This is a genomic window from Curtobacterium sp. YR515, from assembly GCF_900113095.1.
GTDB lineage: Bacteria > Actinomycetota > Actinomycetes > Actinomycetales > Microbacteriaceae > Curtobacterium.
The window spans coordinates 161,125-175,046 of sequence record NZ_FOOD01000004.1; the positions used below are offsets into that span (position 1 = coordinate 161,125).

Here is a 13,922-nt window from a genome sequence, read left to right on the forward strand (position 1 = left end):
GCTGTCAACCTACCGGCGGGGTCCGTCACGAACGGTGGACCACCACCGGGCAGGACGCGTGCTGTGCGCACTCCTGGGTGACCGAGCCGACGAGCAGCCCGCGGAACCCACCGAGGCCACGACTGCCGAGCACGAGGAGTGCGGCGTCGCGGCTCGCGTCGAGCAGGACCTCGGCGGGGCGGCCCTCGACGAGGTCGGACGTGACGTCGACGTCGTCGTCGATGAGGTCCTCGGCGGCCTCGAGCGCGGGGGAGGCGGTCGCGAGGGCGTCCTGCTCGGGGGACCAGTGGTCGAACGGGGGTTCGTCGCGGTTGAGGGCCTCCGGCCACTGCCACGTCGTGATCGTCCGGACGGGGAGCCCGAGGCCGCGGGCCAGGGTGATCGCGAACCGCAGGGCGCGCCCGGACTCGGGGGAGCCGTCGACGCCCACCACGACGGCCCCGCCGGCACCGGGCGCACCGCCGTCGTCCGTCCCGGTCGCCGCTCGCCCCCGGTCCACGAGCACGGGGCACGTCGCGTGCTGGATGCAGGCAGCGCTCACCGAACCGAGCAGCAACCCCCGGAACCCCCCGCGTCCGCGGCTGCCGACGACGAGCAGCCCGGCGTCGGACGCGGCGTCGAGGAGCACCTCCGGCGTACCGCCCTCCGCCGAGCGGGTCGTGACCTCGACGGGGAGCGGGCCGTGTCGCTCGACGAGGTCGACGGCCTGCTGCCGGATCTCCTCGGCGTCGTGCAGCGGTGACCAGCTGTTCGCGACCGGCAGGGTGCTCCAGGTGATCGGCCACCGCCAGGACGTCACGACCTCGACCGGGCTGCCGAGTCGTGCGGCGAGGCCGAGGCTGCGCTCGAGCGCGGCGTCGGCCGGCTCCGATCCGTCGTACCCGACGACGATGCGTCCGATGGCTGCTGTGCTCATGTGCCCGTGCTCCCTGTGTTCCCGGTGTTCTCGGTGTTCCTCGTGCCGGGGATGTTCCCCCACGTGAAGGCGATGACGAGCTGGACGATGCCGGAGACGATGAGGACGCCGCCGACCACCGCGACGACGAACACCGCGCCGAGTGCCGGCAGCGTGATGAGGACGAGTCCGCTCACGAAGCTCAGTGCGGCCGCGACGACCGTGAGCGCTCGGTGGCCGGTGTCCGGCGCGTAGAGCAGGGTGATGCCCTCGAGCAGCCACGCGAACCCGATGGCGAAGGCCAGCCACCGAGCGCCGACGGGCGGGTGCACGATGGCGAAGACGCCCGCGACGACGATGAGCACGCCGACGACGACGAGTGCGATGCGTCGCCAGACCGGCGCCCCGCCCGGGACGGCGCGAACGAGGAGCGTGCCCCCGGCGACGACGAGGTAGATGCCGAACACCCAGACCACGGCGACGAGCGTCGCGTGCGGGAGCAGCAGGGCAGCGATCCCCGCTGCGAGCGCGACGGCGCCGAGGACCGCGACGGCCGTCCGCAACCGTCGGTGCGGAGCACGGTTTCCTGACATGGCGTCCACGGCGTCCACCGACCTTCCCTGCAAGGTGCTTCCTGGCCTACACCCCTCGACGGTGTGCCGGTCCGGGAACCGGCGACCACGATCCGTCCCGGTACGGTCGAGGACATGACCGACGACCACGACTGCGACTTCTGCGCCGCCCTCGCGGCCGACTCCTTCGAGGTCGTCGTCCGCGGCGACCTCGCCGCGCTCGACACCCGCGAGGTCACCGAGCTCGCCCTCGTCGCCCAGCGCGCCGACCGTGCACTGCGCCAGGTGCTCGGCGCGGCCGTCGAGGGGACGAACCTGGTGATGTCGAACGGCTCCGTGGCCGACCAGGGCGTCCCCCACGCACACCTGCACGTCACTCTGCGCGCCTCCGGGGACGGGTACGAGTTCCGCGAGGACACGAGCCGGTACCCGGTGGCGCCGCTCGACCCCGCCGACCGCGCGGCGATCGCGGCGCACATGCGCGACGGCTGAGTCGCACGCGGCGGCCCCGTATCCTGCGACGGTGGAAACGACACAGCCGTCCGGCACGACCAAGCGTCGCGTGGAACTCGAGATCACCCGCCCGATGCTCACCTGGTTCGCCCGACCGACCGTGACGATCGACGGCGTCGGGCACCCGGCGCAGTGGGGGACCGGCACGTGGGCGGTCCCGGACGACGGCGGCACGGAGATCGGCGTCTACCTCTACAACCGCGTGTGGCGCTTCGGCGCAGCCACCAGGACCGTGACCGCGACCGACGTGTCGCTCGTGTACCGCGCCGGACCGCTGCCGGTCGGCGCCGGTCGGATGGCCCCCGCCTGAGCATGGCGGGCATCACCTACCCGAGGCCCCTGGTCGCCGGCGGGCGCGTCGAGGTCCCCGCACCGTCGATGGGCGTCCCCGAGCACCTGCACGGCCGACTGCAGGACGGTGCGGACGCCCTGACGGCTCGCGGACTCAGCGTGCACGTGCGGCCGCACGCCACCACACCGGGGCTCGTCCCGGCCAGCGTCACCGAACGCGTCGCCGACCTGCACGACGCGTTCCGGAGCGCCGACGTCGTCCTCCCGCCGTGGGGTGGTGAGCTCGCGATCGAACTCGTCGGGTCGGTCGACTGGCACGCCCTCGCCGCCTCGCGCGCCTGGTTCGCCGGCTGGTCGGACATCTCGACCCTGCTCCTCCCGCTCACGACGATGACGGGCCTCGCGACCCTGCACGGTGCGAACCTGATGGACGAGCCGTACGAGCTCCCCACCGAGTTCGCCAGGTGGACCGAGGTCGCAGCGCTCCCAACCGGCGGCACGGTCGAGCAGCGCAGTGCCCCGCGTCGTCGCAGCCGCCCGTGGGGTGCGTGGGTCGACGAGGTCCTCGACCGCGACGGCGCCTACGACACCCCGACCCGCTGGCGCGCCCTCGACGGCGCGTCCCAGGTCGCGATCCGCGGACGCCTCATCGGCGGGTGCCTCGAGACCGTGTCACTGCTCGCCGGCACCCCCTACGGCGACGTCCCCGGCTTCGCCCGGCGGGACGCGCCGGAGGGCACGATCGTGTACCTCGAGGTCGCGGAGTCGAACGCGGTCACCGCGTTGCGGATGCTCACGTCGCTGCGGCTCGCCGGCTGGTTCGACGACGCGAACGGCGTCCTCATCGGGCGCACCGAGGGAGCGGCGGTGCCCCAGCTGGACCAGGACGAGGCCGTGCGGCACGCACTCGGCGACCTCGGCATCCCCGTGGTGCTCGACTTCGACACCGGCCACCAGCCGCCGCAGATGCCGCTGGTGAACGGCGCGCTCGCCGACGTCGTGCTCGACGGACCGGTCGGCAGCATCACCCAGCGGCTGGTCTGACGGACGGGAGGCGCGGTGCGGGCCCGACCCGCGCCTCCCGTCCGTCGGTGCGCACGCCGACCGGACGACCGGAGCGCCGTGCGCTCAGCGACCCTCGACCGGTAGCACGCCCGGAGGTAGGCTGACGTCGGCTCCGGTGGCCAGCCCCTGCATCCGGTGAACACCGACGAACGATCCTCTTCCGGTCGATCTCGATCCTTCCGCGATCCCTGGCAACGCAGGAACCAGGCCCCATCGCGCGATTGGAACATCGTGATCACGATCGAAGAAGCCAAGCGACTCGCCCGCGAGCTCAGCACCGGCACTGACATCCCGCACTCGAAGGTGCTCGAGGCAGCCGCCCACGCAGCAGGCCTCCGTGACTGGAACACCCTGGCCGCGTTGCACCACCGGCAAGACTCGGAGCAGCGCAGCGCGCCGAGGGTCATCCCGGTGTTGCGGGTGTTCGACCACGCGGTCGCCCGAGCCTTCTACTGCGACTACCTCGGGTTCGAGTGGGAATGGCAACACCGGTTCGAACCGGACCTCCCCGTGTACGCGCAGGTGTCGCTCGACGGCAAGGTGCTGCACCTGACCGAGCACCACGGTGACGCCACACCGGGAGGGGCCGTCATGCTCGTCGTCGACGACGTCGCCGCCTACCGGGACGTCCTGCTCGCGCAGCGGCACCCGCGGTCCCGGCCCGGCCTGGACTCCGACGATTGGGGACGGACGATGCTCGTCATCGACCCGTTCGGCAACCGGCTCCAGTTCTGGGAACCGAACGCGTCGTCGCGGAGCTGAGCTGCACCAGGACGAGGCCGTGCTCGACGGACCGGTCGGCAGCATCGCCCAGCGGCTGGTCTGACGGACGGGAGGCGCGGCGCGGGCCCGACCCGCGCCTCCCGTCCGACGGTGCGCACGTCCTCACCGAGGGCGCGGCTCGAGCGTCACCCACTCCTCGTCGCGGACGTAGCCGAGGGCGGCGTTCGCCGCTGTGATCGCGGTGTTCTCCGCGGAACCGCCGGTGCGGAACCGGGTGGTGCCCGCGTCCGCCAACGCGAGCACCGACGCAGCCTTGACCGTCTGTCCGAGCCCGCGGCCGCGCAGGCCGGGGTGCACGACCGTGAAGCGGGTCTCCGCGTGGGGCCCGTCCGTGTCGACGAACGTCATCGCGACGAGTTCGCCGGCCGGCGTGACCGTGCCGAACGCGGGCCTCGACGTCGTCGGGGTCGCTGCCCCGCGGTCGAGCGGCTCGTGCTGGGTCGCGACGCCGCTGGGGTAGTCGTGGGCCGTCAGCGCGTCGAGCCGCAGGACCGCGTCGACGTCGTCGGGACCGAGCGGCCGCGTCGTCCCGATGTCGGCGGTGCGGTCCACGAGCGCCTGCAGCCGCTGCCGGTCGATCCGGTCGGCGTCGAGCTGGGCGCCGAACGACCGGGCGGTGACGCTCCACCCCTGCGCTTCGAGTTCTGCGACCTCGGGCGCGTCCGCTGGCAACACTCTCGTTCCCCCCACGGCTCCGATCCTCGCACGGCCGCTCCGGGAGTGGTCGGTCGGACGCCGGTCCGTGCTGACGCCCCTGGTGCAGCCGACTCCCTCGTGGGAGCTTGGGACGATGCACCACCTGGACGTGACCCTGACCTGGCGCTCGATCATCGGCGACGAGGAGCTCGTGGACCTCACCGCGGCGCACGGAGGGACGCCCGAGCCCGGTTGGTGGGATCGGGTCCGCCCGCACTCGCTCGGCTGGGTCGCGGCCCGGGACACGCACGGGGCCCTGGTCGGATTCGTGAACGTCGCGTGGGACGGTGCCGACCACGCGTTCCTCATCGACACGAAGACGCATCCGTCTCGTCAGCACCAGGGCCTCGGGACCGCGGTCGTCCGCTTCGCGGTGGAAGCGGTCCGCGCTGCCGGCTGCGAGTGGTTGTTCGTCGACTACGGCGAGGACATGGTGCCGTTCTACGAGGGGGCCTGCGGCTTCCTCCCGACGCGCGCTGGACTCGTGCACCTGCGCTGATCCGGCGTCTCGGTCGTCGGTCGTCGAGGAGAACCCAGTTGCTCGCGTCGCGATCAGGACCAGGGCTCATCCGGCATGCTCGTCTTGTGGAGTTCTCGTGGTGGACGTGGTGGGGCATCATGGTCATAGCGCTGGCGGGGCTCGGGCTGATCGGGCGCGCGGCTGTGATCGCCATTCGCAGAGATGGGATCGGCCGAGCGAGAGCCGAGCGCGGGACCAGTTCTCCGTGGTTCTGGTCCGGTATCGGCGTGCTGATCGTCGCGGGCCTCCTGCTGATCCCGTGGGTCATCGCACTCGACAGCTGACTGCTCGGACGACCGACCTGGCTCGGTGGGAGCTCCTCCGAAGAGGCGCTCCTTCAACCACGAAGGATGTGCACGAGCAGCGACACTGCCACCACCACACCGCCGAGCACGAAACCGCACCCGATGAACCTCGACAACTCCGGGGTGAACTGACCTCCCCAGAACTCGCCTTGCACTTTCCGAGAGAACCGTGCGATCGGCTCGGGGAAGGTGAGCAGGACACTGCCCCAAGCAAGGCAGACCACGGCCGCCAGCCCGATCCACAGAGTGCTCACCAGGGGGACGCTACCCGCTCCGTCGTCGTGCAAGCGGATCGGTCGTCGAAAGTGCTGGAGTCAGCTGCTCGGCGGACCGCTACCGCTCGCCCGCGTGGCGAGCACGGAGCGCGACGACGGTCACGACGACCGCCGGTTCGCACAGATGCCCGCCGACAGGACCCAGAACGACTGCTCGCTGAGCGGCTGTAGGCTCCACGCGAGCCCGTCCAAGGCGCATCTACCCGGTACGGGTGCGTCCTGCCCGCAGCACGGCGAGGGTGGCTGCCCGTTCGAGCCGGGCCGGGTCCGTAGGCCTCACTTCGCTGCGGGCGATGTCGGAGGCCACCAACAGCGTGGTCGCCGACCCGCGCGCCAGTGGATGGGGCAGCGATTGGTCGCCGACAGGCGTGGACGGCCCCGACCGATGATCCCGCTGTGGTTGACCTTCACCAGCTGGTTGCCTCCACGCGGTACGTTGCGGTCGTGCAGGTCGTCGAAGGCGTTTGCGTTTGGTGGAGTGACGACGACGGCTGGGGTGCCTTTCGTTCGGAAGCGCTCGAGTCTGACGTCTTCGTGCACTTCTCCGTCCTGGATGGTCCCGGCTTCCTCTCGCTGCGGCCCGGCCAGGCCGTGCGGTTCGAGGTGGAGCCCTACCCCGCCGGACAGGACGGGTACTTCTTCCGAGCGCACAGCGTCACGGGCATCTGATCACTGACCGATGGTCGAAGGGACGGCCGTGCGCGGACCGAGCGGCCCCCGTTCACGGTGCTGTGCGGACGGTCGAGCGCCGCTAGTGTTCGGGGACATCGACGTGAGGGAGGGTGCGCATGGCGAGCACGGATGTGGTGACGGGCACGATCGACCCACGGTGGGCGAGAGTCCGTCCACTGGTGTTCCGGACGATCATCGGTGCCGTCGTCGCTGCTGGCCTGGTCGGCATCGTCGCGGTGCTCCTCGGGGACTTCGGCCGGGTCGCCGTGCAACTCCTGCTGACCGTCGTCGTGGTCGTCGTGTTCGCGCTCCTGTCCTGGTACGACGCCGACGTGTCGTCGCGGCGGTCCGGGAGGTTCGCGTTCGCGAGCATCGTCGTCTCGCTGTACTTGCTCGTGACCGGCTTGGCCAAGGTCTGGATCGTGCCGGTCGACCCGCTCGGTGGGGACGGGATCTGGCTCGTCGGCGAACGGTTCATGCAGTGGATCGGCATCGTGTTCGTCGCACGCTTCGCGCTGCTGCACGTGCACCTGCTCCTCGTCATCCACCGGCGGTACCCGACCCCGCTGCTGCAGCTCGTCGCGAAGGCGACCGTCGGGGTGATCGCGCTCCTCGCCCTGCTGCTGTCGGTGCCCCTCCTCGCTCCCGACCTCGACCTCGCCAGCGGGTTCTGGCGACTGGTGTGGGTCGTGGTCATCCTCGACCTGCTCGGAACCGTCGTCGTGCCGCTGAGCAACGCGCTGTTCCGACCGCGTGACCACGACCGCGGGGGCCAGGGTGGGTCCTCCGCGCCGTCCGCAGCCGTGTGGCCACGACCGTCCTCGACGCCGGACGGTGCGGCCTCCACCACGCCACCGGTGGTGGAGCCCACGGCGACGTCAGGCTCGGAGCGGCACGCTGCAGCCGTTCCGCCCGTCGGCGAGTGGACGAGCGTGCCCGGACCTGCCGTCCCTCCAGCGGCATCCGGGCGGCTCGTCGACCATGAGGTGCTTCCGGCTGAGGCAGCCCGGTCGGCCCGAGCGGACGACGCCCGGACGACCCAGGAAACGGCGCTGACGGTCACGGGCAGCGACGGTCTGCTCTACGAACGTCGACCGGACGGCGCCCGCGCGCTCGCGTGGCCGCGCTACGTCGACGGAACGCCGGTGCCGGCGGCGCCGGACGGCTCCCCGGACTTCAGCGGCGTCGCTCGCCCCTGATCCGCCGGCTCCACACCAGGCGGCGAGAGGCTCTCGGTGGAGCGCGAGCAGCCGACGGGTCAGACCTCTCCGAGCACCTTGCGCCAGACGGCCGTCAGCGTGGCGTACTCGTCGTCCGAGACGAGGTCGCGTACCCCGCTCGCGAGCACCGCGGATCGCACTGCTTCCTCGGCGCCCGCACGATCCCGGAGGTGCGCCTCCGAGTGTCGCACCGCGCGTCCAGCCTCCTGCGCGGCCTCGATCTCCTCGACGCGTCCCGCTGCGCCAGCGGCCTCGAGCGCGTGCTGCCAAGCGGCCACGAGGTCGGCGTTCGTGACCATCCGCCCGTCAGCGCCTCCCTGGATCGCGAGGGAGGCACTCGGTTCCGGCAGCAGGATCGCCTCGTCGGCTTTCCACGCGATGTCGAGCGACTCTGCCTCGTCGGCGGTGATCTGCCCGGCTCGGTCGATCATTGCCTGCAGTCCGGCATCGCTGATGTCGTTCGTCACGGTGTCCTCTCCGACCGCCGCGCTCGCGTGGTCCGATCCATCTTGCTGGCCGTCCCCGTCTCGCGCTCAGCCGCCACCCAGAGGAGTGCGGGCGGACGACCGGTCGGCCCGCAGCTGCGGGCTCCATCCGCATCACAATGGGAGGGTGGACACCACCATGGTCGACGACGCCTGGCTCAGCGCGGTGATGCGGAGCATCGGTGGAACGCCCACACGTCTCGAACCGCTCCCGGGCGGCACGGTCAACCACACGTTCCGCGTCGAACGCGCAGGAGGCAATCCCGTCGTTCTCCGGTACCCGGTGGATCCGCTCCGCGCCGATGAGTTCCCAGTCGAGGCCTGGGCGGCGGACGCTGCGGCCCGAACGGGCATCGCCACTGCGGAACCCCTCGCTCACGGAGTGGAGGCTGGGGTCGCCTTCTCGCTGTCGACCTACGTCGCACCTGACGACCGCGCGGTCCTGCGGCCGTGGTCGTGGCTCGGCGTCTACGCCCGCACGGTCGGCAGGGTGCCCCTGCACGACGCCCCGCTGTCCCTCTACTCCCGGTTCGGGAAGGACCTCCACACCGCGTGGGCCGCGCACCTCGACTACAACCGCACTTCCCTCGGGCCGGATGACGTGCTCCTCAAAGACGGCGCCTACGAGCAACGAGCAGTCGTCGATCGCATGTTCACCCACCTGGCCCGTGGGACCTACGAACACGGCCTGGCACACGGCGACCTCGCGCCCCGCAACCTCATCTCACGCGGCCCGGAGACACCGCCCGTCCTGATCGACTGGGGCGGCGCCGAGACCGGACCAACGCCTTGGACCGACGCTCGGCGGGTCTTCGAGTGGTGCTTCATCGACGAATCGGTCGATCGGCAGGACTACGACGACTTCGCCGAAGCCGCCGGCCTCGGCTCGGACCGGGCGCGGGATGAACTCGCGATGATGACCGCTCTGCACCTCGTCGACGTCACCCGCTGGGCGCTCGACAACCGTGCGGATCTGTACGCCGGGTACGTCCAGCGCTGCCGCGACGGCCTCGATGTGATCCAGGAGCTCATCCGGTAGCCGATCCGTCAGGGACCGGGCGCGAATTCCACTCGGTCGTGTCGCTCTGCGGCGTAGTGCCGGCCGGGGTACCTGAGCCCGCCGAAGTACATGTTCGTGTGGGCGACGATCTGCTCACCACTGATGCGGACACCGTCGTGCTCTGCGTCCGTCGTCGTGTGTGCATCGGACACCAGCGTCACGTCGAAGCCCCGCGCGGCCGCGGCCTGGGTCGTCGTCCGGATGCAGTAGTCGCTCTGCGCACCCGCGACGACGAGATGCCGCACGCCCAAGCGATCGAGGACCTCGTCGAGGTCCGTGTCCGAGAACGAGTCCCGGTACGCCTTCTTCACCAGTGGCTCGTTCGATCGCCGCTCCAGCGGCGCCGCCAGTTGCCAGTCTGCGGACCCCTCCGCGAAGTCGTCGTGATCCTGCACCCACACGACAGGCACGTCGCTTGCTCGGGCACGATCAACGAGTCGGGCAGTCCGCGCGAGCACACCCTCCGCGTCGAAACAGTCCCTCATCACGCCCCGCTGCAGATCGATGACAAGAAGCGCACTCATGGTCGGCATGACCAGCATCCTGTCACCCATGTGCGATCCGGATGACGGTTCGGACAAGCGTCGGGCCCTGAGCAAGGTCTCGACATCTGATCCGCAACCGGTCGCCGCCACAGGCGCATGGCTTCAGTACTCGAACCGGGGCCACTCCTGCAGTCGCGCGAAGCGCGGGCGCGGAGGCATCGACTCGTCGTCGTTCCGAAGACCCGTCAACGGTGTGCAGGACGCCGTCCTCGTAGCGGTCGCGGTGCGCATACCCCTGCTGGTCGAACGTCCAGCTCTTATTCCGCTTGTCGACGAGGGCTTGGAACTGCGAGGGGCGTTCACCCGCGTCGCGTCGCATGGTCACGCCTCGCGCCAGTCGACGTCCCGGGAGCCGGAGCGCAGCAACCTCAGCTCGGACGGTGGGGACGTCCGCCTGGGTCAGTACGGTATCGAGACGCACCCGACCAGTGTGGCCGACCCTCGTGGCTCTGACCACAGAGGGGCACGTACGCCGCTCCTCTACCGGCCACCTCCGGATAGCTTCACCAACACGACGACTCTTCAGCGATCAGGTCGACGCCTCCCGCTGTGGACGTTGGTGCTCGTAGGGGTCGTACTCCTGGGTGTCGCTGCGCTCCTGTTGTTCCGCGTCGACTCAATGATCGTGTTCCTGGCGATCTCTCCACTCACGATCAGTGGGCTGTACACGCTTGACTACGCTGGCGGCGAGTGGCGACAGCGAAGCGACGAACGGGACGTTCGATAGCCGATCGACTACCGGTCTCAAGTCACTCCAGGAGCGATTGCACCGCGTTCCAGAGGTCCATCTGCTTCCCGCCGGCGAAGAGCGCTCCAGCCTTCTTGAACCGGTAGGTCGTAGCGCCCGGCACGCCCGCCCCGAGCAGACGCACATGACCCACCAGGCGACCATCCCCTGCGCTGGACACATCCCAGTCCGACGGTGAACCAACAGGAGGGCCCTGACACACGACGAGGTACCTGTGGCCAGCGTCCGTCTCAACCTCGAACTGTTGCACATGGTCCAGGTCCGCATCGCGGCCCTGCTGCTCGCCACGGACGGTCACCAGCCGGATGTTCGCCTGCATACCGGAAGGATCCCACCAATCCCCATGCGCGCCCGGTCGACGATCCTCAATCGGCCGTGCGTAGTCCCTTATTGATAGCCTCGGCGGATGGTCCAGACGCTCGCCGAATCTGCTGCACCGACCATGGCGGCGGTGAACCCGAACGACGGCAACTCGCTGCCGCCGTGGCTGTTCGTCATTGTTGCCATCGTGATCGTCGGTGTTGCTGTCGTTCTGTTTGCTCGTCGCAAACGCTGAACGGGCGCTCCGCGCCGTCCGATAGGTGATCGGCTAACGGTCAGTCCGCGTGAGCGGTTTCGGGCGACTCCGAGACGGCTGGCACGCGCTGGCCGATCGCATGGCGCTCAGCCGGCACGCTGCGCCTCGACGAAGTGCTGGCCGATCGGCGCGGGAAGCAAACATCCTCTGCCTGCCCCCAAACTCGTCGCGGTCCTCGACTAGATTCGGATGGTGTCCGACTCCCCGTCGCCGTACGGAGACCGCCGTCCAGTGCCGCCCAACAAGGGTCAGGCTGCGCCATGGCGTGGCGTCGCACTGAGTCTGCTCGTCGTCGCACTCGTCTTGTTCCTCGGCGCGGCCGTCGCGGTCGTGGTCGCAGTTGCCCGAATATGGATAACGCTCTCGCAAGATACGGGCGTGGACATTGCCGTAGGGCTGATCATCATCGTGTTCGTGGCGTTGGTCCTCTCTGGCTACGCCGTAGCGACCGCAGCCAGTAGAAGGCGCCAGAACTGACGCTCAGCGGAGCGCACTGGTCGGACTCCTTACGCCGAGTACACCTAGCCGGTCATTCAGCGAACCACCGGGCCCGCGGGACTCTGCCCGGTAAGACGTCACCGCTCGAACGCTACGGCGCAGCATGACATTCGATAGCCGATCGTCGTTTGGGGTGGAGGGGTGGGGGGCCGCGGTCACATGGTGAGCCGTTCCTGCTCGACGTGGGCCTCGGGCACACCGAGGCGCCGAAGTAGCCGTTGTGTGGCGAGGACCGCAGGGTTCGGCCCCACGACGAAGAAGCGGCCGGCTTTCAGCTCCTCGGAGCTGAGGAGGTTCCGGAGCGTCTCCGGTCGGAATCGTCCGACCTGGATCGTGGACCGGAATGGTGCGCCATCGCTGCTTTCATAGGCCGCAAGTACGTCCGCGTAGTAGGCGTCGTCCGAGTTCCGCACGGACCAAAGAACGTTGATGGGACGGTGGCCATGGTGCGCATCAGCGAGGCTGAGCAGGGGCGCGATGCCCGCCCCCATACCGAGGAAGACCAACGGGGTGCATGCAGGGAGGCGCTCGATCGCAGGCGCGAAGCGTCCGAACGGACCCTCGAGCCGGACGGGGGTACCTGCTGTCACGCGGTCGAGGGTGCGGGTGAAGTCCCCCGAGGCTCGGATCGTGAACGCGAGTCTGTCGGTCGACGCGTCCGTCGCCGAGAACGGGTGTGGTTCCCGGCTGACTCCGCGGCCTTCGAAGCGCGCGAAGTAGAAGTCGCCCGGGCGGGCGTTCGTTGCTGGTTCGTCGAGTGCGACCTCGAGACGGCGGGTGCTGGCGTTGAGTGGTTCGCTGGTGCCGACGACACCGGCGAGGTCTCGTTGCGGTGCTACCCATTTCTTCCAGGCGTAGATGCCGAGGACGGTGACGGTGTAGACGTCGAACAGCGTCATGAAGGCGAGGTGCTGGTTTACCCGGTCGATGACGTGGACGTGAAGCCAGATGAGCAGCACGATTGCGATGGTCGCGCGGTGTATCCAGACCGAGAGCTGATGGCGGAACACCACCTCGAGCGCCGCCTTCGCTCGGTGTGCGATTCGTGAGCGGTCGGTGAGCCACCCGCTGAGGAACAGCACGGCGTGGCACACCACGACGATGATGCTCCAGAACGCCCAGTCGCCGAGGAGCAACGCGAGACGGTCGGGGGCGAAGGTGTTCTGCCGGTGCAGGTAGGCCGGCACGATGGCGAGGACCGCGAGGACGCCGTGCACAGCGTAGATGGAAGGAAGTCCGACGGCGCGGTCGAGCCACGACGGTCGGGTGCTGAGGATGATGCCGAGGAGCCACCAGCTGTAAGCGATCAGCCCGAAGGTGATCGGGATCCGCAGTGAGAGTGCGTCGTCCATCTGCGCGTTCAGAGTCAAAACCAGCGGCAGCGGGAAGACGACGGTCGACGCCCAGAGCAGCAGTCGTGCGGCCATCTCAGAACCCCAACCCGTCGAGCCACTCGTCGACCTCGCCTTGCACTGCGTCCGGGTCGTCCGCGACGTCCGCGCCACGCATCGCGAGTCCGTCGAGGATGTTCGCATCGGGGTAGTAGTCCTCGAGCACGTTGAGCGAGTTGCCGAACCCAGACCCGTCGTGTGTGGTGAACGGCACGATTGTCGCGTCTCCGAGGTCGTGGTCACGCATGAACGTCTGCACGATCATCGGCTGTTCACCCCACCAGTTCGGGTAGCCGAGGAACACGGTGTCGTATGCAGAAGTGTCGGGCTGAGCGCCGGCGATGTTCGGGTAGATGCCTTCATCCTGCTCTCGCTGCGCCTGTTCGCTGGTGTCGTCGCGGTCGGCTGGGTACGGGTCTGCAGGCACGATCTCGTAGATGTCGCCATCGACGTGCTCATCGATGGCGATGGCCAGCCGTGCCGTGTTGCCGATGTCGAGGTCAAGGTTCGGGAAGTTCTCGCCGGTCCGTGAGAAGTACACGACGAGGGCGTCAGCGGCGGGAGCCCCCAGATCCTCTGACGCAGGCGCGGATGACTCGTTCGGCCCGTCGGCAGCGGCCTGCTGACTCGGGCGGCTGTCGGGTGGTCTCGATGTGTCGGCGGCGGTGAGGACGTTCGTCACCGTCAGGCCGGCGATTGCGACGACGCCGAGTGTCAGAAGGGCGATGAGACGGTAGGGCTTTCGCATGCGGAGCTCTTCCAGATGGGACCGGGCGTTTGTGCACGCCGGTGGAGCGAGAAAGCGAGGGGA

Annotated in this window: 20 protein-coding genes; 11 read left to right on the forward strand and 9 right to left on the reverse strand. The window is 69.5% G+C overall.

The genetic code is table 11. The annotated features are described in order from the left end of the window. Positions 1-25: 25 nt before the first annotated feature. Positions 26-916: a universal stress protein gene (locus BM028_RS12105; protein WP_092386830.1), complete on the reverse strand. Its 891-nt coding sequence runs from the start codon at positions 914-916 to the stop codon at positions 26-28. Continuing rightward, positions 913-1,488, reverse strand: a complete 576-nt coding sequence (locus tag BM028_RS12110; RefSeq protein ID WP_139219819.1) for a DUF308 domain-containing protein — start codon at positions 1,486-1,488, stop codon at positions 913-915. The genes BM028_RS12105 and BM028_RS12110 overlap by 4 nt, the downstream gene beginning before the upstream one ends. A gap of 114 nt (positions 1,489-1,602) precedes the next feature. Here BM028_RS12110 and BM028_RS12115 point away from each other — a divergent pair, with 114 nt between their 5' ends. The 4 genes from BM028_RS12115 (at position 1,603) to BM028_RS12130 (ending at position 4,098) form a co-directional block, all read left to right on the forward strand. Then, entirely contained in the window at positions 1,603-1,959 is a 357-nt protein-coding gene (locus BM028_RS12115) for an HIT family protein (protein ID WP_139219820.1), read from the forward strand. Between the two features lie 31 nt (positions 1,960-1,990). Beyond that, positions 1,991-2,290, forward strand: a complete 300-nt coding sequence (locus BM028_RS12120) for a hypothetical protein (protein WP_229085629.1) — start codon at positions 1,991-1,993, stop codon at positions 2,288-2,290. Positions 2,291-2,292: 2 nt separating this feature from the next. Then, on the forward strand, positions 2,293-3,315 hold the full coding sequence (locus BM028_RS12125) for a S66 family peptidase (protein ID WP_092386842.1): 1,023 nt from the start codon (positions 2,293-2,295) through the stop codon (positions 3,313-3,315). Positions 3,316-3,567: 252 nt separating this feature from the next. Continuing rightward, on the forward strand, positions 3,568-4,098 hold the full coding sequence (locus tag BM028_RS12130) for a glyoxalase superfamily protein (RefSeq protein WP_092386844.1): 531 nt from the start codon (positions 3,568-3,570) through the stop codon (positions 4,096-4,098). Between the two features lie 123 nt (positions 4,099-4,221). Here the strand turns inward: BM028_RS12130 and BM028_RS12135 are convergent, their stop codons facing one another. After that, positions 4,222-4,809: a hypothetical protein gene (locus BM028_RS12135; protein ID WP_092386846.1), complete on the reverse strand. Its 588-nt coding sequence runs from the start codon at positions 4,807-4,809 to the stop codon at positions 4,222-4,224. Between the two features lie 100 nt (positions 4,810-4,909). On the opposite strand from BM028_RS12135, the gene BM028_RS12140 reads away from it, so the two are divergent. Both BM028_RS12140 and BM028_RS12145 read left to right on the forward strand, forming a co-directional pair. Beyond that, complete coding sequence (locus BM028_RS12140; RefSeq protein ID WP_092386848.1) at positions 4,910-5,314, forward strand: GNAT family N-acetyltransferase; 405 nt, start codon at positions 4,910-4,912, stop codon at positions 5,312-5,314. A gap of 86 nt (positions 5,315-5,400) precedes the next feature. After that, on the forward strand, positions 5,401-5,619 hold the full coding sequence (locus BM028_RS12145; RefSeq protein WP_092386857.1) for a hypothetical protein: 219 nt from the start codon (positions 5,401-5,403) through the stop codon (positions 5,617-5,619). A 53-nt stretch (positions 5,620-5,672) separates the two neighbouring features. Here BM028_RS12145 and BM028_RS12150 read toward each other — a convergent pair whose 3' ends face one another. Further along, complete coding sequence (locus BM028_RS12150; RefSeq protein ID WP_092386858.1) at positions 5,673-5,894, reverse strand: hypothetical protein; 222 nt, start codon at positions 5,892-5,894, stop codon at positions 5,673-5,675. A gap of 465 nt (positions 5,895-6,359) precedes the next feature. Between BM028_RS12150 and BM028_RS12155 the strand changes: the two genes are divergently transcribed. After that, positions 6,360-6,584, forward strand: a complete 225-nt coding sequence (locus tag BM028_RS12155; protein WP_092387288.1) for a cold-shock protein — start codon at positions 6,360-6,362, stop codon at positions 6,582-6,584. A 119-nt stretch (positions 6,585-6,703) separates the two neighbouring features. After that, a complete protein-coding gene (locus BM028_RS12160; protein WP_139219821.1) occupies positions 6,704-7,786 on the forward strand; it encodes a hypothetical protein in 1,083 nt (360 codons plus the stop codon). 59 nt (positions 7,787-7,845) lie between these two features. Here BM028_RS12160 and BM028_RS12165 read toward each other — a convergent pair whose 3' ends face one another. Next, positions 7,846-8,274, reverse strand: a complete 429-nt coding sequence (locus BM028_RS12165; RefSeq protein ID WP_175473673.1) for a hypothetical protein — start codon at positions 8,272-8,274, stop codon at positions 7,846-7,848. A 145-nt stretch (positions 8,275-8,419) separates the two neighbouring features. Between BM028_RS12165 and BM028_RS12170 the strand changes: the two genes are divergently transcribed. Further along, entirely contained in the window at positions 8,420-9,331 is a 912-nt protein-coding gene (locus BM028_RS12170) for a phosphotransferase (RefSeq protein ID WP_175496066.1), read from the forward strand. Positions 9,332-9,339: 8 nt separating this feature from the next. Here BM028_RS12170 and BM028_RS12175 read toward each other — a convergent pair whose 3' ends face one another. Beyond that, positions 9,340-9,885 carry a cysteine hydrolase family protein gene (locus BM028_RS12175; RefSeq protein WP_092387290.1) on the reverse strand — a complete coding sequence of 182 codons (546 nt, stop codon included), beginning with the start codon at positions 9,883-9,885 and terminating at the stop codon, positions 9,340-9,342. Between BM028_RS12175 and BM028_RS12180 the strand changes: the two genes are divergently transcribed. Then, entirely contained in the window at positions 9,884-10,624 is a 741-nt protein-coding gene (locus tag BM028_RS12180; protein ID WP_139219822.1) for a hypothetical protein, read from the forward strand. The genes BM028_RS12175 and BM028_RS12180 overlap by 2 nt on opposite strands. 22 nt (positions 10,625-10,646) lie before the next feature. Here BM028_RS12180 and BM028_RS12185 read toward each other — a convergent pair whose 3' ends face one another. Then, entirely contained in the window at positions 10,647-10,964 is a 318-nt protein-coding gene (locus BM028_RS12185) for a hypothetical protein (RefSeq protein ID WP_092386867.1), read from the reverse strand. Between the two features lie 87 nt (positions 10,965-11,051). Between BM028_RS12185 and BM028_RS18550 the strand changes: the two genes are divergently transcribed. Then, positions 11,052-11,201 (forward strand): hypothetical protein, encoded by a 150-nt coding sequence (locus tag BM028_RS18550; protein WP_175496067.1) that lies wholly within the window; start codon positions 11,052-11,054, stop codon positions 11,199-11,201. A 674-nt stretch (positions 11,202-11,875) separates the two neighbouring features. Here BM028_RS18550 and BM028_RS12195 read toward each other — a convergent pair. Beyond that, positions 11,876-13,147: a ferric reductase-like transmembrane domain-containing protein gene (locus BM028_RS12195; RefSeq protein WP_217647255.1), complete on the reverse strand. Its 1,272-nt coding sequence runs from the start codon at positions 13,145-13,147 to the stop codon at positions 11,876-11,878. 1 nt (position 13,148) lies between these two features. Next, a complete protein-coding gene (locus BM028_RS12200; protein WP_092386869.1) occupies positions 13,149-13,859 on the reverse strand; it encodes a flavodoxin in 711 nt (236 codons plus the stop codon). Positions 13,860-13,922: the final 63 nt, after the last annotated feature.

Bases quoted from the DNA above. Each gene is read 5' to 3' on its own strand.
- BM028_RS12105 (WP_092386830.1), bottom strand. From the start codon at position 916: ATGAGCACAGCAGCCATCGGACGCATCGTCGTCGGGTACGACGGATCG.
- BM028_RS12110 (WP_139219819.1), bottom strand. From the start codon at position 1,488: ATGTCAGGAAACCGTGCTCCGCACCGACGGTTGCGGACGGCCGTCGCG.
- BM028_RS12115 (WP_139219820.1), top strand. From the start codon at position 1,603: ATGACCGACGACCACGACTGCGACTTCTGCGCCGCCCTCGCGGCCGAC.
- BM028_RS12125 (WP_092386842.1), top strand. From the start codon at position 2,293: ATGGCGGGCATCACCTACCCGAGGCCCCTGGTCGCCGGCGGGCGCGTC.
- BM028_RS12140 (WP_092386848.1), top strand. From the start codon at position 4,910: ATGCACCACCTGGACGTGACCCTGACCTGGCGCTCGATCATCGGCGAC.
- BM028_RS12160 (WP_139219821.1), top strand. From the start codon at position 6,704: ATGGCGAGCACGGATGTGGTGACGGGCACGATCGACCCACGGTGGGCG.
- BM028_RS12180 (WP_139219822.1), top strand. From the start codon at position 9,884: ATGACCAGCATCCTGTCACCCATGTGCGATCCGGATGACGGTTCGGAC.
- BM028_RS12175 (WP_092387290.1), bottom strand. From the start codon at position 9,885: ATGCCGACCATGAGTGCGCTTCTTGTCATCGATCTGCAGCGGGGCGTG.
- BM028_RS12185 (WP_092386867.1), bottom strand. From the start codon at position 10,964: ATGCAGGCGAACATCCGGCTGGTGACCGTCCGTGGCGAGCAGCAGGGC.
- BM028_RS18550 (WP_175496067.1), top strand. From the start codon at position 11,052: ATGGTCCAGACGCTCGCCGAATCTGCTGCACCGACCATGGCGGCGGTG.
- BM028_RS12195 (WP_217647255.1), bottom strand. From the start codon at position 13,147: ATGGCCGCACGACTGCTGCTCTGGGCGTCGACCGTCGTCTTCCCGCTG.
- BM028_RS12200 (WP_092386869.1), bottom strand. From the start codon at position 13,859: ATGCGAAAGCCCTACCGTCTCATCGCCCTTCTGACACTCGGCGTCGTC.